This window comes from Paenibacillus sp. FSL L8-0435 (genome assembly GCF_037965655.1).
Taxonomy (GTDB): Bacteria; Bacillota; Bacilli; order Paenibacillales; family Paenibacillaceae; genus Paenibacillus.
In genome coordinates, this window is the sequence record NZ_CP150185.1 from 7,059,092 (window position 1) to 7,080,584 (window position 21,493).

At 44.0% G+C, this 21,493-nt stretch carries 24 protein-coding genes and 1 tRNA gene; 2 read left to right on the top strand and 23 right to left on the bottom strand.

Annotation, left to right across the window (positions count from 1 at the left end; translation table 11 throughout):
• Positions 1-10: 10 nt before the first annotated feature.
• From NST33_RS31060 to rpsF, 15 genes are all read right to left on the bottom strand, one after another.
• A complete protein-coding gene (locus NST33_RS31060; protein WP_036612044.1) occupies positions 11-922 on the bottom strand; it encodes a DUF2232 domain-containing protein in 912 nt (303 codons plus the stop codon).
• Between the two features lie 5 nt (positions 923-927).
• Positions 928-1,230: a MazG-like family protein gene (locus NST33_RS31065; RefSeq protein WP_017691445.1), complete on the bottom strand. Its 303-nt coding sequence runs from the start codon at positions 1,228-1,230 to the stop codon at positions 928-930.
• Positions 1,231-1,494: 264 nt separating this feature from the next.
• Positions 1,495-1,920 carry a CBS domain-containing protein gene (locus tag NST33_RS31070; protein WP_091035263.1) on the bottom strand — a complete coding sequence of 142 codons (426 nt, stop codon included), beginning with the start codon at positions 1,918-1,920 and terminating at the stop codon, positions 1,495-1,497.
• Between the two features lie 184 nt (positions 1,921-2,104).
• The gene (locus tag NST33_RS31075; protein WP_036671869.1) at positions 2,105-3,139 is read right to left on the bottom strand and encodes an LCP family protein; all 1,035 of its coding nucleotides are present in this window, start codon (positions 3,137-3,139) and stop codon (positions 2,105-2,107) included.
• A 242-nt stretch (positions 3,140-3,381) separates the two neighbouring features.
• The gene (locus NST33_RS31080; protein ID WP_221820223.1) at positions 3,382-4,968 is read right to left on the bottom strand and encodes an MFS transporter; all 1,587 of its coding nucleotides are present in this window, start codon (positions 4,966-4,968) and stop codon (positions 3,382-3,384) included.
• A gap of 251 nt (positions 4,969-5,219) precedes the next feature.
• Positions 5,220-6,125, bottom strand: a complete 906-nt coding sequence (locus NST33_RS31085) for a D-alanyl-D-alanine carboxypeptidase family protein (RefSeq protein ID WP_339306316.1) — start codon at positions 6,123-6,125, stop codon at positions 5,220-5,222.
• A gap of 254 nt (positions 6,126-6,379) precedes the next feature.
• The gene (locus NST33_RS31090) at positions 6,380-8,206 is read right to left on the bottom strand and encodes an oligopeptide ABC transporter substrate-binding protein (RefSeq protein ID WP_221820227.1); all 1,827 of its coding nucleotides are present in this window, start codon (positions 8,204-8,206) and stop codon (positions 6,380-6,382) included.
• Positions 8,207-8,225: 19 nt separating this feature from the next.
• Complete coding sequence (locus tag NST33_RS31095; protein ID WP_036611941.1) at positions 8,226-9,131, bottom strand: ABC transporter permease; 906 nt, start codon at positions 9,129-9,131, stop codon at positions 8,226-8,228.
• A gap of 29 nt (positions 9,132-9,160) precedes the next feature.
• Complete coding sequence (gene opp4B, locus NST33_RS31100; RefSeq protein ID WP_221820232.1) at positions 9,161-10,123, bottom strand: oligopeptide ABC transporter permease; 963 nt, start codon at positions 10,121-10,123, stop codon at positions 9,161-9,163.
• A gap of 7 nt (positions 10,124-10,130) precedes the next feature.
• Positions 10,131-11,063, bottom strand: coding sequence for an ATP-binding cassette domain-containing protein (locus NST33_RS31105; protein ID WP_260632670.1), 933 nt, complete (start codon positions 11,061-11,063; stop codon positions 10,131-10,133).
• Between the two features lie 14 nt (positions 11,064-11,077).
• Positions 11,078-12,067, bottom strand: a complete 990-nt coding sequence (locus NST33_RS31110) for an ABC transporter ATP-binding protein (protein ID WP_339180906.1) — start codon at positions 12,065-12,067, stop codon at positions 11,078-11,080.
• A gap of 728 nt (positions 12,068-12,795) precedes the next feature.
• Complete coding sequence (locus NST33_RS31115; RefSeq protein WP_339180908.1) at positions 12,796-13,389, bottom strand: M15 family metallopeptidase; 594 nt, start codon at positions 13,387-13,389, stop codon at positions 12,796-12,798.
• 226 nt (positions 13,390-13,615) lie between these two features.
• Complete coding sequence (gene rpsR / locus NST33_RS31120; RefSeq protein WP_017691433.1) at positions 13,616-13,888, bottom strand: 30S ribosomal protein S18; 273 nt, start codon at positions 13,886-13,888, stop codon at positions 13,616-13,618.
• Positions 13,889-13,944: 56 nt separating this feature from the next.
• Positions 13,945-14,430, bottom strand: coding sequence for a single-stranded DNA-binding protein (gene ssb, locus NST33_RS31125; protein WP_017691432.1), 486 nt, complete (start codon positions 14,428-14,430; stop codon positions 13,945-13,947).
• Between the two features lie 48 nt (positions 14,431-14,478).
• A complete protein-coding gene (gene rpsF / locus NST33_RS31130) occupies positions 14,479-14,772 on the bottom strand; it encodes a 30S ribosomal protein S6 (RefSeq protein ID WP_036611944.1) in 294 nt (97 codons plus the stop codon).
• A gap of 202 nt (positions 14,773-14,974) precedes the next feature.
• On the opposite strand from rpsF, the gene NST33_RS31135 reads away from it, so the two are divergent.
• Positions 14,975-15,169 carry a YjzC family protein gene (locus NST33_RS31135; protein ID WP_221820238.1) on the top strand — a complete coding sequence of 65 codons (195 nt, stop codon included), beginning with the start codon at positions 14,975-14,977 and terminating at the stop codon, positions 15,167-15,169.
• A gap of 440 nt (positions 15,170-15,609) precedes the next feature.
• Here the strand turns inward: NST33_RS31135 and NST33_RS31140 are convergent.
• From NST33_RS31140 to NST33_RS31155, 4 genes are all read right to left on the bottom strand, one after another.
• Positions 15,610-15,700: transfer RNA gene (locus tag NST33_RS31140), tRNA-Ser, on the bottom strand.
• Positions 15,701-15,803: 103 nt separating this feature from the next.
• On the bottom strand, positions 15,804-16,013 hold the full coding sequence (locus NST33_RS31145; protein ID WP_036611950.1) for a DUF951 domain-containing protein: 210 nt from the start codon (positions 16,011-16,013) through the stop codon (positions 15,804-15,806).
• On the bottom strand, positions 16,003-16,833 hold the full coding sequence (locus NST33_RS31150; RefSeq protein ID WP_260632692.1) for a mechanosensitive ion channel family protein: 831 nt from the start codon (positions 16,831-16,833) through the stop codon (positions 16,003-16,005). The genes NST33_RS31145 and NST33_RS31150 overlap by 11 nt, the downstream gene beginning before the upstream one ends.
• 125 nt (positions 16,834-16,958) lie before the next feature.
• Positions 16,959-17,222, bottom strand: a complete 264-nt coding sequence (locus tag NST33_RS31155) for a DUF3343 domain-containing protein (RefSeq protein WP_017691427.1) — start codon at positions 17,220-17,222, stop codon at positions 16,959-16,961.
• 117 nt (positions 17,223-17,339) lie between these two features.
• Here NST33_RS31155 and yyaC point away from each other — a divergent pair, with 117 nt between their 5' ends.
• Positions 17,340-17,945 (top strand): spore protease YyaC, encoded by a 606-nt coding sequence (yyaC, locus tag NST33_RS31160; protein WP_036611957.1) that lies wholly within the window; start codon positions 17,340-17,342, stop codon positions 17,943-17,945.
• Here the strand turns inward: yyaC and NST33_RS31165 are convergent.
• The 4 genes from NST33_RS31165 to NST33_RS31180 form a co-directional block, all read right to left on the bottom strand.
• On the bottom strand, positions 17,920-18,420 hold the full coding sequence (locus tag NST33_RS31165) for a DUF4446 family protein (protein WP_047841029.1): 501 nt from the start codon (positions 18,418-18,420) through the stop codon (positions 17,920-17,922). The two genes, yyaC and NST33_RS31165, sit on opposite strands and share 26 nt — an antisense overlap.
• A gap of 140 nt (positions 18,421-18,560) precedes the next feature.
• Positions 18,561-19,715 (bottom strand): aminotransferase class V-fold PLP-dependent enzyme, encoded by a 1,155-nt coding sequence (locus NST33_RS31170; RefSeq protein ID WP_339306319.1) that lies wholly within the window; start codon positions 19,713-19,715, stop codon positions 18,561-18,563.
• A gap of 161 nt (positions 19,716-19,876) precedes the next feature.
• On the bottom strand, positions 19,877-20,722 hold the full coding sequence (locus NST33_RS31175; protein ID WP_062836525.1) for a ParB/RepB/Spo0J family partition protein: 846 nt from the start codon (positions 20,720-20,722) through the stop codon (positions 19,877-19,879).
• Positions 20,715-21,476, bottom strand: a complete 762-nt coding sequence (locus NST33_RS31180; RefSeq protein WP_024629525.1) for an AAA family ATPase — start codon at positions 21,474-21,476, stop codon at positions 20,715-20,717. The genes NST33_RS31175 and NST33_RS31180 overlap by 8 nt, the downstream gene beginning before the upstream one ends.
• Between the last annotated feature and the right edge of the window lie 17 nt (positions 21,477-21,493).

A 21,493-nucleotide genomic window follows, 5' to 3' on the forward strand; every position in this document is an offset into this window, starting at 1 on the left:
ACTCATCACCCTATCGTTTTGATTTCGATATTGCCTCACGAAGCGGGAACGCCAGATCGATAATTCCGATAATCCGAAGCGGGCCAATGAAGAAGACCGCAGCCGCCAGGAAATATGGTATAACCGGATTCCATTTCTTTGTATGTGAGAGAAAGAAGAAGAAACCGATCGCTTGAATCATGAAGCCCAGATTAATTAACGGGGACAGATTCATGGCAATCATGGTCCAGTATGTTCCATCACTTTGTCTGGAGATCACTTCGATCAAGAGAGCAAGGAAATAATACCAGATCAATGCACGCGGCATACGCCATTCTCTCGCTGGTGGAAGCTTCGATACCACCACACCCATCACGTTCAGAATTGGACGAGCTATGGCGTGTGTAATAAAGGCCATTACCATCGATGTGACAACGAGAGCAAACGGAATCATAAGCTGTGTTTGTTTGGCAACATCCTCGGTCATCTCAGGTGTCCATGCAAACCCGTTGATCATCTGATTCGATGTATTGGTTAACGGTTCAATGGTCAATTTGACGACATCTTCAATATAACTGGACAGGTCGAATTGAAAAATGACACTGCCCACTAAGAGCAACAACAAGTATTCTGCCAACATCATGCCACTTCCCGCCATCAGAGCGAACAGGGCTGATTTGCGTGTTTTATACGCGTGACCCATCACGATCGCAGGCAGGGTGAAGATGAGCAATAGTAACAGATAGATGGGGTGGAATACGACCAAAATAACGGCTACGGGCACGAGATGCCATATAAATGATTTTAAAGATAATGAAGCATACAAAATAACTCCCGGAATCATCATAAAAAATATGGCAAGTACCGATAAAGGAGTTAACAGCGAAAGTAGCAAGAGCAGATAGACTGCGCTCCAAACAGCTGATTTAAAGCTAAATTTCAACAAATTCACCTCTTACGCATATGATCTTCTAGCGCGGAAATATCCTGGTACCAGTCTTCAAGCTGGTGACCTTCCTGTTTATGCTTTTTCAACTTCTCAACTAGCAGTGCATCCAGATCCTTGAAAGGAATACCGAGCCTGCGGCCCAATATGTAACTACTCATAATCAAACTGGCAAGACTGTCCCCGATTCGAGTTGTACTGCCTTCCCATAACGCCTTGAATAATCGGGATACCTGATCAAGTACTTCGGTTTTCAGCCATTCAATCACTTTAGCGCGTTTGGCTACATCCAGTTCTTTAGGCATTTGGCGAAAGTCACTCTCCCCCGAAAAAGCTTTATTCTCGATTATAGCATAAAAAGAGGGCCCGCAAAATTACCCCAAAAAGCGGAGAAGTTCTCCGAAACTGATGTCAGGTACTTATGCGGAGTCCTCCGTACATCCTAGCGACCTATATATTTGTAAAAAACTTCGAATGCGTCCCTAGTTCAGGACTTCTTAAGTTTAACATGATACCGGACGGCTGTGATTATCCCTAATGACACAATAATGTTTAAATTCGTAACCACCTTACTTAGCCTTGATCGATTCTTTGGCTACAATGCCCTCACAGTACTCAATAATCTGACTCCGTCTGACAATACCAATGAACCGATCCATATCATCGACCACAGGAACAAAGTTCTGAACTTTAGCCAGATTAATCAGGTCCTCCATGTTGGCGTCAATGGATACGGGTTTAATATCCAAGCGAAGTGGAACGTCCTTGAGCAAGAACTTTGAAGCGTTTTCAAATGAAATCTTTCCCTCGGCATTCTTCATATACCATAGTAAGTCGCCTTCGGTAACCGTACCAATATATTTGCCCTCTTTATTCAAAATGGGTACCGCCGTAAAACGATGATATTCCATCCGTTCCAACGTTTGCCGCAGCGTAGAATCCGACGTCACGCACGTAACCTCTTGTTTGGGTAGCAAAAAAAATGCGATGTTCATACCCTTGTATATCCTCCTTGTGAATTTCTTCGTTCAACTTATCTCGCTCAACTTATATTATACGGATCAGAACGCAGGATGTTCCAAAAGGATAATAGTTCTCACTACAAAGAAAAAAAACAGCAGCCCGCGAATAAACGTACTGCTGATTGTGGTCTACAACACATCATTGGTATGGAATTGGTTATTCAATCTTTTGCCGGTCAGGGATCATTACTTCACCGGCTGGGGTCGATTGATCCATCCAGTTGTTAATCAGCTCTTTGGCATATTGGACATCTTTCTCGTCAGCCTGACCATAATAGATACCGTCTTTTTTCATCCCCTCACCCAAAATGGTGAAGCTTGAGATCTGCGGTTTCTCCTGAGTAAGCACTTGTTTAGCCAGATCAATAATGAAAGAAGCTCGCATATCTGTCTGGAAGCTGTCTCCCATGATCTGAATCAATTCCGGGATTTTGGCGATTTGATTCAAATTCAGCATTTCATTCGCCATCGCGTTGAGGAATATCTGCTGCCGCTTGGTACGATTAAAATCGCTATCCTCACGGTATCTTACATAGTACAGTGCTTCCTGCCCGTCATAGATCGGCTTACCGCCTTCAATCGTGAATTGCACATGATCCGGGTTTTTGTTCACAATGTCCTCATCAATTGGCAGTTTTACACCACCAAGCGCATCAACCACTTTTTTGATTCCGTCGAAGTTGATCGTTGCATAATAACCCACATCAGCATCAAGAAATTTCTCCACCGTATTGATGGACATATTCTCCCCACCAAAAGCATAGGCATGCGCCAGCTTATCATAATCATCTTCGCCGTCCTTGTTCGCGTCCCGTCCTACAATCTGCACATACGTATCACGTGGAATGGATACCAGAAGCACACGGGATTCCTTGGGACGTACTACAGCATAGATAACGGTATCCGAACGTCCACGCGTTTTTTCATAGGCGCGTTTGTCCGAACCGAGCAGTAATACGGAAAATGGTTCCTTACGGTATACCGTTGGATCAGGCGTGTTATTACCTTCTTGCGGTACATAAGAGCGGGATAGCTGATCTTCTACCGAACCGGCGAGAAACAGATCAAATGCCGCTACAGCCAGTTGCTGACGGAACAAATAACCTCCGATTAACAAAACAACAAGTGAAACGAGCGTTATATATAGGCCTTTTCTTCTTTTCTTCTTCTTATCTTTAGTTCTGCTTTTCATCCATTGATTCCTTCTTCACTATCAAAATGATAATCCATAATACCAATTAAACGTCTGGGATGACTTGTGACTCGGTGTTCTCTGAAGTTTTCTCTCTCTGGAATCAAGACACCGCTTACGCTCGTTCTATTGTAATCATTGCAGGAGCAAGAAAAGTTACAATCCGGTTAAATTGAAAAGAACAGCGACTCCTTTTTAGCTACAAAAGGTACACTGTTCTCTTCATTTCCAACATTATTAAATCAGTTTGTGGATACACCTTCCACATGATGACTCTTCTCTTTTTGACGCAGACGTCCCGTTATAAGCGCAGCTACCAGCGTAAGCACGCTGAATACCACCGCAGACCAGAAAAGGCCATTATAACCCTGCCCTGTCGTTTGATGCACTGCCTGGAGCAACACCTCACGGATGCCTTCATCAGGAATCTGGGACAGGCCCTCTGTCAGACTGGAGACATCACTCCCTGCTGCCCCTCCCGAGGCATATTGTTGCAGCATCTCGGGCGGCACCTGAATTCCTTTGTCAGCTAATCCTGCCTGAATGTTGGATCCCAGATTAATGAAAGAACGTGCCAGGAATCCGGCAAAAATGGTAGGTGCAATAGCCATAGCCATCTGGCGGAATAACGAGCTGGTCGCTACTGCGATGCCTTTATTGTTCTCACCGGCCTGTTCCGTGACAAGTACATTAACTGGCGCACCAAGCATCATACCGAAGCCAATACCTACGAGTGTACTCGCAATGACAAATTGCCAGATATGCTCCACCCATAGCGGGAACAGCAGGAATCCAATCGCAGATAGCAGCCCCGCAACCGATAACGTCCAGATTGGCCCTTTGCGGTCTACGAGGTATCCACCTCCACCTGCCCCGATGCCGGATGCCAGCGCGAGCGGAGTAAACCAGTACCCGGAAGCTGTATTGGATACGCCAAGATATTGTTCAACAAATCCGGGAATAAAGATCACCGAGGCCAGAATGGCTCCGGAGAAAAAGGCAATCAACAGCGTCCAGCGAAAGGACGCAATGCCCAGAAGTTGTGTCGATACAACAGGTTCACGTTCAGATCCTTCCAGCCTTTTTTCCATGAAGTAAAAGAGTACCAGAATAATCACACCTGCCAAGAAGAAACCGTAGAACATCGGTGATCCCAGGCTTTGAAGCATGTTCACACCGTCCAGATTGCTGAAGCTATACATTAAACTGAGTACACCCAACGTTAGGACAGCAATACCGCTCCAGTCCACTGCTGCACGATTCAGTTCCTGTTCTTCCTGAATAAATCGAATACCTGCAATGAATAGCAGAATGGCGATAGGTACATTGATCAGGAATAACCAATGCCAGTTGCCCGTAAGATCCAGTATAAAAGCACCGACATTAGGTCCCAAAATAGCGGCAACACCATTCATACCTCCGAGCAGACCCAAAGCTGTACCCTGACGCTCCGCCGGGAACTTGCTTAATACGTATGAGCTGGCGATGATAAATATCCCTCCACCGCCCAGAGCTTGAATGACACGAGCGATCAGGAAAAAGGTAAACGATGTGCTCAACGCAACGAGCAGGGACCCGATCCCAAACAACGCCACTTCAATCAAAAATAGTTTCTTGCGACCATAACGGTCCGACAGTTTGCCTGCAATAGGTACACTCACCGCAAGCCCAAGCGTGTAAAGCGTAATCGTCCATGCTCCCCATGTTGGCGACACACCAAATGATGCATTTAAGGTGGTCAGTGAAGAGGTGATGATCCCGTTATCCAGCGCAGCCATAAATACCCCTATGGCAAACAGGATTAGCGGCCATTTCATTTGTTTTTGCATCACATATTACCTCCCGATCAGATCGTAAATTCAGTATCGTACAGTTGGTTTGGTACATATATATTAAACTGAATTGAATAATAATGACTCACTGGTCATTTTAAAACAAAAGAAAACCATATGTCAATTTAATAATATGATTATATGGATCAATTTACCTCTGATTCGATAAAATAGAGCTACCACATGTTCAGTTGAACCTGCGGACAGCCCTCATATCTTATCTAACGTACTAACGCTTGCGTAATGCTTCAATAATCTGGTCTGACTTGGTTTCCCGAAAATCCATAGTTGAATAACTTCCGAGTCTCCACAAAACGCCCTTCACGAGTATCTGTTCCAAATACAACTGATATCAGTCTTTTGCCATCACGTTCAGCTGTCCCCACAAAATGATATCCGGAATCTTCATCATACCCGGTCTTTAATCCGTCATTCCCATCGTAAGCATACGGCCCACCAATAGAGGACAACATCCAGTTCGTGTTACTCATGTACATCCCTTTTTGATGCATTGATACTTGCATTTGACTGGAAATTCTTAAAATCTCGGGATGGTTATTCAGCAGATATCGCGCGAGCTTGCATGCATCTATAGCCGTCATTAAGGTCTGCCCTTGTATTTCCATCGGACGGTTAGGACCAAGCAGCTTTTCACTGAGGCCCGTTGAATTCGTGAATTGTGTATCCTCAGACAGCCCAATCTGAGTTGCTTTCTGATTCATCTGTTGCACGAACTTCTGCTCTGTACCACTGATATGTTCAGCCAGAGCAACCGCTGCATCATTGGCTGAATAGACAGCTACGATCTCGAACAACTCCTGAACGGTGAATTGCTCTCCCTGTTTCAGGGTCAGTTGACTGCCCCCCACGGAGCTGGCATACAGGCTCACATTAACAAGATCATTCCAGCCTATCTCACCATTGATCACGGCCTCCATTACTAACAGTTCTGTCATCAACTTACTGACGCCTGCCGGAGCAATCTCTTCGGAGCCGTTAAAATCCATTAAGATCTGTTCAGAGTTCATATCCATTAATACCGCAGATTCAGCTTTAATTCCCGGTTTGCCTACCAGCATGTCCGGTTTCACACCCAAATATATAATAAGCAAGAGAGCTAGCAGCATACCTGCCCGTTTCCACCATTTTCTCATAAGATGATCACCTCTTACCTATATAGACGAAGTAAAGAGGCATTTTGTCTGCACTTTTTTGAAAAAAAGTTAAATTTTTTTTATTTTTTGGTTACAAAAAAAACATGAACCCCATACACCCATGCCAGAGTGTACAGAATCCATGTTTTTAAAGACACTTTTTATTCATTTTCCCAGGAGAATTCTTCTTTGATAATTTAGCAACCGACTTCTTAAAGGACCCCAATCCTAACAGCTGCTAATTTAAGAATGTGTTACTCAGCTACAACTGCTTTGTCTGCATTAACTTGCAGGTCGCTCAGGTAAACGCCTGTTCCATCACCAATCGCATAGTTCATTACACGTTTGTTAACGGGTGCTACAACTGCACGATACAGTGTAGGGAATACAGGAACTTCATCTACCATGTATTGCTGCCATTGATTGTAGATCTCTTTACGCTTGTCTACATCAAATGCTTCAGCAGAGATACCTTGTGCCAGCAATTTGTCATTCTCTTCGCTGGAGAATCTGGAGAAGTTGTAGAGTGCATCGCGGCCATATAGACCAGATGGATCTACGTCAATACCAACGCCCCATGCGGCTTGATACACATCAATGTTCGGATCATCTTTACCTGTGTTACCTACACGGTCATAGAAGCTGTTGAACTCAACCATTTCCAGGTTTACTTTCAAACCAATAGCTGCCCATGATTGAACATAATAACGAGCCAATGGTTCAGCTGTGTCGCCACCAGTCATGGATACAAAGTTGATTTCGAGTGGTGTTCCATCCGGATTCGTACGGAATTCACCATCCAGTTTGTAACCAGCTTCGTCGAGCAATGCTTTCGCTGCTTCTGGATCATATGCTACACCCGGATTGTTGGAATCATGGAATTCTGGGTGAGACGGTGGAATCAAGGTTGTTGCATTCCAACGCAGGCCATTATAGAAACGTTTACCTACTTGATCGTTATCTACAGCCATCCACATTGCTTTACGCAAGTTTTTGTCGCCCATTTTTGCTTCGGCATTGCTTACAACTTTTCCGTTCTCTTCATCCCACGTACCCAGTTTGAAACCGATGTACGTATAAGCACGATCGATTGCGCCCAGGAATTCTACGTTGGACAGGTTTGCATTGTCTTTATATTGATCTGTCGGGAATGCATCCACGAGGTCTACCCCGCCAGATTTCAGTTCTTGAACAACCGTTGTCGGGTTGATAACTTTCAGAGTCACTTTGTCCAGTTTTGGAGCTCCACGCCAGTAGTCTTCGTTTTTAACATAAGTTACAGACTCACCCGGAGTGATGACATCCACTTTAAATGGACCAAAACCAATTGGTTTTTCACGTACTTCTTTGGAAGAAGACATTTTGGCTACATCCATATCTCCGAAGATATGTTTAGCCAGTGGATACGTCCATACGCCACCTGTCAGCAGGGACGGAGTAGATTCTTTATACGTAATGCTGATTTGTTTGTCGCTCAGCACTTTAATACCAGAGATTGTTTTTGCTTTTCCAGCATGATACTCGTCCATACCTACGACACTAGTGAAGTTGGAGTCGTAGCGTGGACCATCATACGCTTTGTTACCGATCACTTCATAAGCAAACTGCAGATCTTCAGCCGTTACCGGCTTGCCATCATGCCAGTTCACATTGTCACGAATGGTCAGTGTGAACGTTTTGCCATCTTCAGATGTCTCATATGTTGCTGCACCATCGTTGGTGTACACATAGTCTTTGTCCCATGTAAGCAATGCCTCATCAAACCATTGCAGTACCTGAACATCTGGGTTACCGGAATAGAAGTTGTAGTTCAGTGTACCTTCAAAAGCAGTATCCGATACAAGTCCGAATGTAATCGATCCACCCTCGATCGCAGTACCCTCATTCGTTTTGACATTGTTGAAGTCTTCAATGGAGTAAACGCCCTCTTCATTAGCAGGTTTTTCCTCCGTTTTTCCCTCTTCTGTGTTGGAAGCTGGAGCTGGAGTAGCTGCTTCTTTCTCAGAGCACGCTGCGAGCACCAATACAAAGACCAACATCATCGTGAAAAATAGTCCCCGTGAAAATAATCCCTTTTTCATGAACCTTTCCTCCCTTTTTTTAACCTCTTCTTTGTCTTGCATCAGTCGCACGCTTTAGGGCTTGACCGACATTATTTATACTCAACATCAATACCAGAATCAGTACCGATGCGGGTAGCCATATCCACCATCTGGATTCCAGGGTTTGCGGATTACGTGCATAACTTACGAGTGTTCCAAGACTAGGCGTACTTTCGGGAAAACCAAACCCTAGGAAAGACAGCCCGGATTCGAGGCCAATGTTGGCAGCGAGATTCAATGTCATCGTTACGATGATAATGGAGCTCAGATTCGGAAGAACCTGTGAGAGCATAATCTTCAGATGAGAAGAGCCCAATGTTTTTGAAGCTTTTACATAATCCAGTTCCCGTTCCTGTAATGCTTTGGAGCGAATCAATCTGGCGATACCCATCCAGAGAAATGCCGTCATGATAAGAGAGAACGAGATGATATTGTATTTCGGTACTGCCGTAACAAACGCGATAACAATCATCAACATCGGAAGGATCATGAAGAAATCAACAACACGCATAAACAGGTTGTCTATCATTCCACCGAAATAACCGGATAAAAGGCCAATTAAGATACCTATGAAGCCAGTCATTAACGTTACGATAATTCCAATGGTCAGGGAGTTACGTGTACCGATCACTAGTTGGCCAAATACATCACGACCTCCATAGTCCGTTCCAAGCCAATATTTCGCGGATGGTGGTTCATATAAGGCAAACAGATCCACGCGCACGATATCATCCTGATTCAGAATGAGAGACGTGCCATATACCAGCAACATGACCAAGCCCAAGAAAATGAGCGAGATTAGTGCCACCTTATCTCTGACAAGCTCCCTCCATAAAATACTCAAGCTGGAGGGGCTTTTATCAACCTTTTGTGAAGTTACAACTACCTCGTTGGCCTTGCTCATCTTGTTTTCACCCCGAAATCTTCAAGTTCTTACTTGATCCGTATACGTGGATCTACAATTCCCAGAATTATGTCAGACAGCAATGCCCCGAGAATGGAAGCTACGCCATACAACAATACGAGTGCAGTCACAACGCTGAAATCACGCAATGAGATGGAACTCAGGAACAACTGCCCCATACCTGGATAACTGAATATACTTTCGATAAAAACCGTACCTCCGATAAGCCCTGTAATCTCATATCCGAAGAACGCGGCGATAGGTAATAGTGAGTTCCTCAAGATATGCCTGTTGTAGATCCGGGATTCCGAGGCGCCTTTGGCTCTGGCAGTAATAACGAATTCCTTATGCTTGATATCAATGATTTCACTACGCAAATATTGAACAGTAGATACCGTTGTAATCAGTGCCATGGATAGTGCCGGCAATAATAGATGATAGAACTTACTCATTATGTAGCTGAATGTGCCTGGTGTAAGTCCCGGCGCAACGCTACCTCCTGTCGGGAACCAGCCGAAGTGGAATCCGAAGATCCATACCATCACTAGTGCGAAGATGAACAATGGTGCGGCAAACCCCAGATAGGTGTATCCCGTGATCAACCGATCAGACCAGGTATCGTTGTAACGACCACTGATGATACCCAGTGGAATAGCGATCAGGTATGTCAGTACAAGTGTCGCCAGTGCGAGCCAGAATGTGTTTGCTACACGCTGACCGATCAAGTCGGTAACCGGCATTTTGAAACGGAAGGATTGCCCAAAATCACCTTGGACGGCGTTTTTGATCCAGTCCCAATATTGCACGTACCAGGGATTATTCAATCCCAGTCTCTCTCGCTGGGCTTCCAATGCTTTGGGATCAACGCTTGGATCAAGCAATCCGGTTAGCGCGTCGCCCGGCATGGCCTTGGCCATCAGAAAGACCAAAAGACTAAGTAAAAAGATCTGAGGAATCATTATGATAATTCTGCGTACTATCGTTTTCCACATATGGCCTTCAACCTTTCTGAGGTAGAGCTACTCGGTGAGTATCGGAAATGGATTTGAGCGAGTATGCAAGCCCTTCCTCATCAAAGAAATTTCGGTATGAATGTTCATACTCGGATTTGACCTGTTGACGGAAGGCTACCATTTCCTCTCGTTTGGTTGGGTCCATATCCGGAATGGCTGCAATAAGACGTTTGGTATAGATGTGTTGCGGATTCTCAAAAATATCATTTGTTGTGCCCTGTTCCACATATCGACCTTTATACATAATTCCAATCTGATCACACATATGACGAATGATGCCCAGATCGTGACTGATGAACAGATAGGTCAGATTCAGTTCTTTTTGAATTTCCTGCATGAAGTTGAGTACCTGAGCCTGTACCGATACATCGAGTGCAGATACAGGTTCATCCGCGATAATTAGCTTCGGCTTCAGTGCAATAGCCCGTGCAATGCCGATCCGTTGGCGCTGCCCCCCTGAGAATTCATGCGGATATTTGTAGATTGATTCCGGACTTAGACCAACCCTTTCAAGTAATTCTCTTACTTGTCTTTTTTCCTCGGTAGCGGTCAGACGCTCATAGTTACGGAAAGGCTCAGCAATAATATCGATAACCCGCTTTTTTGGATTCAATGATGAATATGGGTCTTGAAAAATCATTTGTACATCCCGCTGGAGCTGCCTGTTCTTACGTCGCTCCGTAGCCAAATTTTTTCCATTAAACAGAATCTTTCCGTCAGTGACATGGTTTAGCCCAATAATGGCTCTGCCTGTTGTTGTCTTACCTGAACCTGATTCGCCAACCAGACCATAGGTCTGTCCTTCTTCAATGGAGAAGCTAACATCATCAACAGCCTTTACACTGCCAATTTCCCGTTTAAGCAATCCACCGCGAATCGGAAAGTGTATCTTGAGCCCTTCTACTTCGAGTAATGCCATTATGTTATTCCTCCTCAGCTTTGGTCAGGGAAATGAAAGTGCTGGTAACAGGTACACCGTACAAAGTGACCTGGTGCAATTTCATGCATCTGTGGGTTCTCTTCATGAGCCGAATCACTAATCCATGGAATTCGGGCTTTGAATCTGCACCCTTTGCGAGGAAGGTTTTTGAGTGATGGTACGATGCCTTGGATGACATGTAATTTGGATCTTTCTTCAGACAGGGTGGGAATAGAGTTCAACAGTGAGCGGGTATATGGATGCTTCGCATCGTTCATCAATGTGAAGATATCTGCGATTTCAACAATTTCGCCTGCATACATTACTGCAACGCGATCAGCCATCTCAGCTACGACACCCAGATCATGTGTAATCAGAATAATGCCTGCGTTAATTTCATTCTTCAGATCACGGATCAGCTCCAGGATCTGTAGTTGAATCGTAACGTCAAGCGCCGTCGTTGGTTCATCGGCTATGAGTAGTTCCGGTTTGTTGGCAATCGCAATGGCGATAACAATTCTCTGTCTCATACCACCAGATAGTTCGTGGGGATACTGCTTGTATATTTGTTCGGGACGTGGAATCCCTACCTGATTCAATAAGTGAATGACCTTTTCTCTCTTCTCTCTGGAAGACAGCTTGGACTGATGAAGTGTGAGAATCTCTTCAATCTGTTCACCAATAATCATTAGAGGATTTAGTGCGGACAATGGGTCCTGAAAAATCATGCCCATTTCTTTGCCTCGTAGCTTGTTTAACTTGCTTGGGGAGATATTGGCAATATCTTGTCCTTTATAGAGAATCTGGCCTTCAATTTTTGCTTTGTTATGCAAACCCATAAGAGAGAATGCAAAAGCACTTTTACCTGACCCGGATTCACCTACTATCGCCAACACTTCATTTTTCTTCACCGTAAGGTTAACGTGATCCACTGCTGCATAATAGTCATCTTCAATTCTGAATGATGTTGTTAGATTTCTGACTTCCAATAGCTCTGTATTCAAATCAATCACCCTAACCCCATAATTTCCGTAGATTGTATTCGTGTGTAGAGAAATGCATCCACTGTATATTTCCAAGTTCTTGAAGATAACGAACAATAGCTTATACAAAATACCAAATTGTTAGGAGAAACAAGTTTAAGAGACTCATATTTAGACCATTGGTCAATTAATGTTGATAATTCCTAGCGGAATTATATATCAAAATAATTAATGTAATCATACGTGTAATTTTAGCTAACGTCAATGCTTATTTTGAGATTTTTGGTATAAATGTTTTTTATAATACAGATTTGGATATTAGTAATACTATAAAGGTATATATCAGAGAATTTGAATGGTATTATTTTGTTTTTTGGCTGTGAGGTGCACATAGGCAATTAGTCAAAATAACATATACATAACATAGTAGTTACATCTAGTGTATGTGTATGCTTTGACTTTAGTAGACATTCTTAATTTGGCGTGAGGTAAATGTTACATATATAAGTGATGATTATAACTCGATCTATAGCTGAATTTTATTTAATCGGAGCCGATATACTACAATCGAAATAATATATGCGATCAAAGTAAGAAATCTAGTTAATCTAGTATAGTTTTATTTATTTGCTAATGTAAAGACCAAATTGTCATCTTTTATCATTTATTTTACAAAAGAAAGAAAAAAGCCCTGCAAAATGCAGAGCTTATCTAATATTTATTCATTTAATTGTATATAAAACAACCTTTTACGGAGAATCAGGAGGTCTTTTACCACGTTTTAACTCATTAATACTCAAGCCAAAATCCATCTGCAAGTGAGGATAGTCTGGAAAGTTTGCCCAATCTCCACCCCAAGTGAAACCTAACTCTTTGGCAAGCTCCACAACTTCCATCCAGTCTGACTTGCCATTGCCGTTATCATCACGTTCCATATCCCACACCACATCACCGTCAGGCGTACTCAGTGCAAAATCAATTGCTAATCCGTAGTTATGATATGACTCACCACCACGCGCATTAGTAACGATATTACCTGCACTTGAGCGTCCTTGGTTGAATAGTGCATCTTGCTCCTCGGAACTTCGGTAGCCGTGGGTGATAACAATCACTATTCCACGTCTCGCTGCCTTACGTACCAATAATTCCTCATTCTCTGCTACCACAGGATGTAGGCCGGTGATTGGCATAGCTTCTTGAATTGTTGTCCCGGGCCACCTGTTATCTATATCACCTTTTTGCTGTAACCATACATATATAATGGAAAGTAAAAGAGTAGCTATAATCCAGGTTTTTAGACTGCTCTTTTTTCTCTGTTTGCCTTTACGTTTTGATGTATTCATATCCACTCCTGGTGTTTATTCTGAAATAAACAGCTATTCCTGCTGCCTGAACCTTTTCAGTAGATTAGACTCTATTATAATTCATTTGAGCCTTGAATGCTTCTATCACCACAGTTGAATTCTTCCATTTGTTAGAGTGGATCTGTTATTTCTATTACTTCTATTCATATATACAAAAAAGCAGCCGGCTATAAGCCGACTGCTTCGTATGCAAGCTGAGTAAAGACTACTCAGTTGTGTATGGCAATAATGCGATTTGACGGGAGCGTTTGATTGCAATCGTCAGCATGCGTTGATATTTAGCGCTAGTACCTGTTACACGGCGTGGCAAAATTTTTCCACGTTCGCTGATAAATTTACGAAGCAAGTCCGTATCTTTATAATCGATGTGAGTAATTTTGTTAGCTGTGAAGAAGCACACTTTACGACGTTTATTACGGCCGCCACGACGTGCCGGTCTTTTATCGTTGTCTCCGCCTTCTCTTTGCTTGAAGCCCATGCTTTTCAGTCCTTTCCTATCATGTAACCCATATCTCCTAAGAGTATCAGTTCATGTTAAAATGGCAAATCATCATCCGATATATCAATCGGTTTTCCGTCATCGGAAAAAGGATCCTGATTGTTGCTACGCGAATTATTGTTATTGTTCGCGCGTCCGCCGCCTCCATAAGAAGGCTCTTCACGCATTGGTTGCCCACCGCCGCCACCGCTATTATCACGGTTAGCTGACTCCAAGAAACGGACATTATCGGCAATGACTTCGGTCACGTATACACGTTTTCCTTCGTTATTCTCGTAGTTCCGTACTTGAATGCGTCCTTCGACTGCAGCCAGGCGTCCTTTGCGCAAGTAGTTCGCACAGGTCTCGGCAAGCTGTCTCCAGGTTACGACCGGAATGAAATCGGCTTCCTTTTCTCCCCCTTGGCTTGTAAACGGTCTGTCCACTGCCAAAGTAAATTGCGTAACTGCTACTCCTGCTGGAGTGTAACGCAACTCAGGATCCCGGGTTAACCGTCCGATCAGAATGACACGGTTCAACAATGTAATCCCCTCCTTCAGAGCGTATTGGTGCGTTAATCACGAGTAGTCTTAAGCAGACTTAACGTCGTTGGTAATGAGATAACGAATTACTTCGTCAGAAATCTTCATGAGACGCTCAAGTTCAGTTACAACTGCTGGTTCAGCAGTGAAATGTACCAGAACATAAAAACCATCACGGAATTTCTTGATCTCATACGCAAGACGGCGTTTACCCATAACGTCGTGAGCTGTAACTTCACCACCGCCGTTGGAGATGATGCCTTGGAATTTATCGACTGTAGCTTGAACAACTTCTTGCTCAATGTCAGGACGAATAATGTACATCACTTCATATTTGCGCATAATTTTCACCTCCTTATGGACTCTGGCCCTCAATCTAGGTTGAGAGCAAGGAACGAGCACAAACTCGAACTATATTAATATAACAAATACCGGGCCAAAGTGCAAGCAAACGTTCCCTGTACATATTGGCACATGATCAGCCTGGCTATGGAGCACACTACAGAAGCAACAAAGTAACATAATCTGCAGAGGAGGTTTTATCATGGGTGAAAAAACCGAGTTTGAACCAGGAGACAAAGCACCAAACGATGGAGAGTACACGGAAGTTGGGGAGAAAAGCTTTGTCACGGAAATTCAGAATCCAAAGCGGGTAACACTGAAAAAAGGTGAAGATTTTCCCGAAACAAGCAATCATAATCGCAAGTGGAAGAAGCTGACCAAGGCCCGCGTCCATTAATCGCAATACTTTTTTGACGATCCATGTATATAAAACGGAATAAAGCACATAATACAATCAGGCGGTGCACGAGAGAGGTGTGGTTCCGTTGGACAACGAAGCCGATCATTCGCTGTTGGAGATTCATCACGTAATTTAAGAAGCAAGTGGTTATGTGTAGTAAGGCCCTTCGTCTGAAGCACGCGTATTGCTACGTGCAGTACACCAAGTTTCTGATTGTTACGACCGATTGTTTCCTAACAAACAAATGCACCGCCGGATAAAGAGCCCTTCGGGGCTCTTTGTTTTTCGTTCGAGTCATTAATGATGCATCTGATATGGATACACGTTTCAATACATATTCAATAAAACGTTATACAAAAAAAGACTTTCCTAATGGAAAGTCTTCTTATCGATCTTTTTATTAAACTCAATGTGTATTGAGTAAGTTACAATTGAAGTGGCGGAAAGGGTGGGATTCGAACCCACGCACGCTGTGACACGCCTAACTGATTTCGAGTCAGCCCCCTTGGGCCTCTTGGGTACCTTTCCGCAGCAATATTGATTATAGCATGATCATTTACAGAACGCAACACTCATACGGAGCCTGCATGTAAACGTTATTACGCATACTGCATACCGAATTATTGCAAGCTCAGGATTCAGTGGAGTCTTCGGCTGAACGCAGTACCTTCTTCATGTTTTTCTCGAATTTCGCTCTTGGAATCAACACGCTGTGTTTACATCCGACACACTTGATCCGAATATCCATACCCATACGAATGATCTCCATCTCATTGCTGCCACAGGGATGCTGCTTCTTCATCTGCACGATATCCCCAAGCTGGAAACTTTTACGCTCCACCTGTGCCATCCCCCTCATCTTTCTCCAAAGCTATTGCCTGTTCCAATATGGCTTGATTGCTCATCTCATGATACTCCAGCGTTTTCTTCACATCGCCCTGAATCTGACGTTCCACCGAAGCACGAGAGTTAGGCATACATTCAGCCACAATTCGCACCACATACTCAGATGTAGACATCGACTGTATACCGAGCACATCCGGCACCTTCACAATATTTAGGTCACGCTCTTCAATCCCAACCAAAGACTTTTTCACCAGATGTACTGACTCATCGAGACTTAAGTCCGCCTTCATCGGAATATCCACTACAGCCAGCGAATTCGACATGGAGTAGTTCGTTACACTTGCAATCGCCCCGTTTGGGATAATGTGCACCTCACCTTGCCAGCTGACCAGTTTGGTAGTTCTAAGTCCAATCACTTCAACCGTTCCCTTGTAGGTTCCCGTCTGAATAACATCCCCCACAGCAAACTGGTCCTCCAATATGATGAAGAAACCGGTAATCACATCCTTGACCAGACCCTGTGCACCAAAACCAATGGCAAGCCCGAGCACACCAGCACTCGCGAGTAGCGGTCCAACTTGGATATTGATCTCAGATAACAGTAGCAGAATCATAATAAAATTACATGTTATGGAGGTCGCATTTTTCAACAGTTCCCCTACGGTTACGAACCTGCGCGGATTCACGCGAATCTTGCCTTCCTGCTTGCGTTCCATGGAACGATCTATAATTCGATATACCACCTTAATGACAATACGGGTGATGATAAAAATAATGATGATCCGGATTGAGCTGAACATAATGTTAAGCCACATATCAGGATCTGCAATTTTGTTCCATACTTTATCCGTCCATCGAAGGGCTTCACCGACGGCCGCTACCGCACCGCCGCCATCATTCCCTTGAGCAAACTGAAATGACAACATTCATCATCCCTCCTCTACATCGGTATGTTATCATAGCTGTCTTCTGTTTTGAAATAGAGGCCTCGGATCTCTACAAACTCATTACGAATGATCTTCTGCACTCGCTCCAGATCCTCTTTTGGAAACTGAATACATAGCGCACACCCTGCTGTAATTTCTTTTGGTGTAGGGAACAAATCAATCTCTATCTCAGCAAACTCCAGCAGCATTTCAGCACGCAGTGCCTGCTGGGTTGAATCAAATGCAATCAGCATCCAATCGTTAATCCATTCGTCCATATCCGGCTCCTTTCGCCATACGTCCAGCTCTAGAGAAAAAGCTTGTCCTCGTGAAGTATAAAACGCTCTACCTTTCCATATACTGTTACTACTATTCCAAGGGAAAGGATAGATCCTATGAATCCTACTTCGCGTTCCTTTTCATCACAAGACATGACCAGTTTGAAAATCCCCCATACCGATCCAGGTATTCACTCGGCCATTACCCATCGTTTAATGTTCCATCTCTATAAAGCCCATTCTCTGCAAAATGTAGTGATTGTCTGTATCGGCACAGATCGCTCAACAGGCGACTGCCTTGGTCCTCTGGTCGGATCAGCCCTTTCCAAGTGGGACAGCCCTTTATTCCATCTATATGGTACCTTGGATGAACCAGTCCATGCGATGAACCTGCAAGATACACTCCACAACATACAGAAAACACACCATAACCCTTATGTGATTGGCATTGACGCCTGTCTCGGACAATCATCCAGTGTGGGATGCATTCAAGTTGTGAATGGTCCACTCAAGCCGGGTGCGGGGGTAAATAAAGAATTACCGCCGGTCGGCGATATCCATCTGACAGGTATCGTTAACGTCGGCGGCTTTATGGAATACTTTGTTCTACAGAACACACGGCTCAGTCTCGTTATGCGCATGTCCGAGATTATATCCAGCAGTCTGTACTCGGCCATTCGGGAATGGCATACACGTTCTACTCTGCTTGCTGTGCCAGAGTAATAGCTTCCTTTTCCTCTGGGGACAGAGTATACGTGGACTCTCCCCCTTTAAGAGGTTTGGCATATACGTAAGAACCGTCACGGTTATATATCCCCGTAAGGATCATGCCATCCTGGCTATCATTAATCATGGCCATTGAGAAACTCAGATCACTGCCACGCTCTCCATATGCATTGTACCTTTTCACGCCAACTTTACCTTGAATGCGGGTCAGCTTTTGCATGACAACTTGCAGCTGATTCGTTTGCAGTTTGTGTTCATCCTCAATGCTGTCCATCTGAAGTTTCAGATTAATCAGCAATGATTCCAGGTCCTCTACTCCACTGCCAGCCATCATGGCTTCATATTTACGTTTAAACTTTCGTAACTTTGCCCCTTGAACAATACTCACAATCAGCAAGATCACCGTAAGTAATGCCATTCCGCCAATAATCCATAACAGCTGTTCCAGAATCAGCTCGTTTAATTCAGCCATGTAATTGCAACTACCCCTCTATATTTTTGATCAGATTAACGTCTGTCCTGTAATACTATCATTTATTATAAATCAACCCGGTATCCATAAGCTTAATCAAGCAACCCTGTATCAAATGAGTTCATCATTTCAACTCTAATCTAGTCTGCTCCAGTCAATTCCAACACTGCCTTAACGAGTGCTTCCACATGTTCTCTAGTTGAATTGTATCCCACACTGGCCCTTACTGCTCCGGTAGCGGTTGTACCAGCAGATTCGTGTGCAAGGGGTGTGCAATGAAAACCGGAGCGAACCGCAATCCCATAATTCCGATCTAAACGGAAGGCGAGTTGTGCTGAATCATACCCATCTACAGTAAAAGATACTAATCCAGTGCGCGGCTGTCCAATCTCTGGACCAAGCATTCGTATACCCTTAACGGATGACAGCCCATCCATTATATGTTGGGTCAGTTCCCACTCATGTTGGTAGATGAAAGCGGGTGTCATCTCAAGTACATGTTTCACACCCGCATTCAGCCCTGCGATCCCGACTGTATTCGGCGTCCCCGCTTCATACCGATCAGGACGCACCTTTGGCTGCTCCAGAGCTTCTGACTGACTTCCTGTTCCTCCATGAAGTAAAGGCTCTATATCGAGCTCTGGAGCAATGTACAAGCCCCCTGTACCCTGAGGACCAAGCAGTCCCTTATGCCCTGGAAAAGCCAACATATCAATGCCCAATTGTTGTACATTCACAGGCATAACCCCAGCACTCTGAGCTGCATCTACCAATAAGATCGCCTGATGTTTACGACATAGGAGCGAAATTTCTCCAATAGGAAGAATACTGCCAAGCAGATTCGAACTATGTGTACATACCACCAATCTGGTATTGGAACGAAACATACGTTCCATTTGCATCAGATCAATGGCTCCCGAAGCATCAACAGGTACATAATCAATCTCCACATTTCGGAGTCTGCGCATATACTCTAGTGGTCGTCTGACTGAGTTATGTTCAGCCATGGTGGCAATCACATGGTCGCCCTCTCTGAGCGAGCCTTGAATAGCTAGATTTAGCGCTTCAGTCGTATTTGATCCGAATGCAATATCATTCGCATTTTTGATTCCAAAGATATTGGATATGGATTTCCTCGCCTCGAACAACACACGACTTGCCTGAACAGCCATACGGTGACTTCCTCTGCCAGGATTAGCTCCGGCAATCTCCAATGCACTCAACATCGCATCACCGACAGCAGGTGGTTTGGGCCAAGATGTTGCTGCATGATCTAGATAGATAACTCCCTCCACCTCACAACCACCTCTGTCCCATAAATTAATAATTCCCCTGCACATATTGCACGTATAACCCTATAAACAAAGAATGACATATCGTATCTCCATGGTACAGAGGCGATATGTCATGACATGAGTAAGCCCCGCATGTTGTTAATGAATCATAGACCCGACTGTTATTGTAACAATTCCAATAGCCGTTCCAGATCCTGTTGACTGTAGTAGTTGAGCTCAATTTTACCTTTATCTTTATTGTGCTTGATTTTCACTGTTGTTTTGAAACGTTCACGCAGAGATTCTTCTAACGTATCAATGAATGGATCTTTCTTTTTCAACTTCGATTTGGCTTTAGCCTCACCTGTTTTGGAGCGATCCAGTTGTTGAACAGCTTCCTCCAACTCACGTACACTCCATTGCTGATCAATGGTTTGTTTGGCAAGTTGCTTCACCATAACCTCGTCTTTCACACCCACGATCGCACGTGCATGTCCCATAGATAATGTTCCACGTGAAACATGGTCTTTTACTTCTTCCGGCAACGATAACAGACGCAAGAAGTTAGCAATGTGAGAACGTGATTTACCTACTTTTACAGACAACTCTTCCTGAGTCAATGCGAATTGATCCATTAACCCCTGATAAGCAACTGCAACTTCCATGGCGTTCAGATTCTCCCGTTGCAGGTTTTCGATCAACGCAATCTCCATTACCTGCTGATCACTAAAGTTGCGGACTACAGCCGGTACCGTGGCATTACCACAATATTGCGAAGCTCTGAACCGTCGTTCTCCGGCAATAATCTCATAACCTCGTAATACAGGACGAACAATAATGGGTTGTATGACACCATGCTGACGAATGGACTCAGCCAGTTCATGTATTGCGCCCTCATCAAATACCTTACGTGGTTGATAGGGGTTAGCCCGCAGTTGACTAATCGGGATTTCTACGACTTTATCATCGTCATTAATTGAAAGCGAAGGAATGAGGGCATCAAGACCTTTTCCAAGCCGCTTACTCATAAGAAATCACTTCCTTTGCGAGCTCTAAATACACTTCCGCCCCTCTTGAACGAGGGTCATACGTGATAATGGATTGACCATGAGATGGTGCTTCACTAAGCCGTACATTACGCGGAATAATTGTTTGATATACTTTTTGTTGAAAATACTTTTTCACTTCTTCAATAACCTGAATCCCCAGATTGGTCCGTGCATCAAACATCGTCAACAATACCCCTTCAATCTGCAGGGATGTATTCAGATGTTTCTGTACCAGACGAACCGTATTGAGCAACTGACTTAATCCTTCAAGTGCATAATACTCACACTGAATCGGAATGATCACCGAATCGGAAGCAGTCAACGAATTAATCGTTAACATACCAAGGGATGGTGGACAATCGATCAGTATGTAATCATAGTTTTTCTTCACCATGGCGAGTGATTTTTTCAGGCGAACTTCCCGTGATATCGTGGACACCAATTCGATCTCGGCTCCGGCAAGCTGAATCGTTGCAGGTATGATATGAAGGCCTTCAATCTGAGTCTCCACAATCGCTTCTTGAGGAGGAACCTCATTAATAATGACATCATATATACAATTAGCCACATCTGCTTTATTGATTCCGACTCCGCTGGTTGTATTCCCCTGAGGGTCAATATCGACAAGCAATACTCTTTTCCCGAGTGAAGCCAGTCCTGCACCCAAGTTAACAGATGTCGTCGTTTTCCCCACACCGCCCTTTTGATTTGCTACGGCCATAATCTTAGACAATTACTTCACCTCAAATA

Bases quoted from the DNA above. Each gene is read 5' to 3' on its own strand.
- NST33_RS31150 (WP_260632692.1), bottom strand. From the start codon at position 16,833: ATGTGGCTTAACATTATGTTCAGCTCAATCCGGATCATCATTATTTTT.
- rpsF (WP_036611944.1), bottom strand. From the start codon at position 14,772: ATGCGCAAATATGAAGTGATGTACATTATTCGTCCTGACATTGAGCAA.
- NST33_RS31105 (WP_260632670.1), bottom strand. From the start codon at position 11,063: ATGGCATTACTCGAAGTAGAAGGGCTCAAGATACACTTTCCGATTCGC.
- NST33_RS31155 (WP_017691427.1), bottom strand. From the start codon at position 17,222: ATGGACGAATGGATTAACGATTGGATGCTGATTGCATTTGATTCAACC.
- NST33_RS31165 (WP_047841029.1), bottom strand. From the start codon at position 18,420: ATGGCTGAATTAAACGAGCTGATTCTGGAACAGCTGTTATGGATTATT.
- NST33_RS31070 (WP_091035263.1), bottom strand. From the start codon at position 1,920: ATGAACATCGCATTTTTTTTGCTACCCAAACAAGAGGTTACGTGCGTG.
- NST33_RS31090 (WP_221820227.1), bottom strand. From the start codon at position 8,206: ATGAAAAAGGGATTATTTTCACGGGGACTATTTTTCACGATGATGTTG.
- NST33_RS31080 (WP_221820223.1), bottom strand. From the start codon at position 4,968: ATGCAAAAACAAATGAAATGGCCGCTAATCCTGTTTGCCATAGGGGTA.
- yyaC (WP_036611957.1), top strand. From the start codon at position 17,340: ATGAATCCTACTTCGCGTTCCTTTTCATCACAAGACATGACCAGTTTG.
- NST33_RS31095 (WP_036611941.1), bottom strand. From the start codon at position 9,131: ATGAGCAAGGCCAACGAGGTAGTTGTAACTTCACAAAAGGTTGATAAA.
- NST33_RS31135 (WP_221820238.1), top strand. From the start codon at position 14,975: ATGGGTGAAAAAACCGAGTTTGAACCAGGAGACAAAGCACCAAACGAT.
- NST33_RS31085 (WP_339306316.1), bottom strand. From the start codon at position 6,125: ATGAGAAAATGGTGGAAACGGGCAGGTATGCTGCTAGCTCTCTTGCTT.
- NST33_RS31175 (WP_062836525.1), bottom strand. From the start codon at position 20,722: ATGAGTAAGCGGCTTGGAAAAGGTCTTGATGCCCTCATTCCTTCGCTT.
- NST33_RS31075 (WP_036671869.1), bottom strand. From the start codon at position 3,139: ATGAAAAGCAGAACTAAAGATAAGAAGAAGAAAAGAAGAAAAGGCCTA.
- NST33_RS31065 (WP_017691445.1), bottom strand. From the start codon at position 1,230: ATGCCTAAAGAACTGGATGTAGCCAAACGCGCTAAAGTGATTGAATGG.
- NST33_RS31115 (WP_339180908.1), bottom strand. From the start codon at position 13,389: ATGAATACATCAAAACGTAAAGGCAAACAGAGAAAAAAGAGCAGTCTA.
- rpsR (WP_017691433.1), bottom strand. From the start codon at position 13,888: ATGGGCTTCAAGCAAAGAGAAGGCGGAGACAACGATAAAAGACCGGCA.
- opp4B (WP_221820232.1), bottom strand. From the start codon at position 10,123: ATGTGGAAAACGATAGTACGCAGAATTATCATAATGATTCCTCAGATC.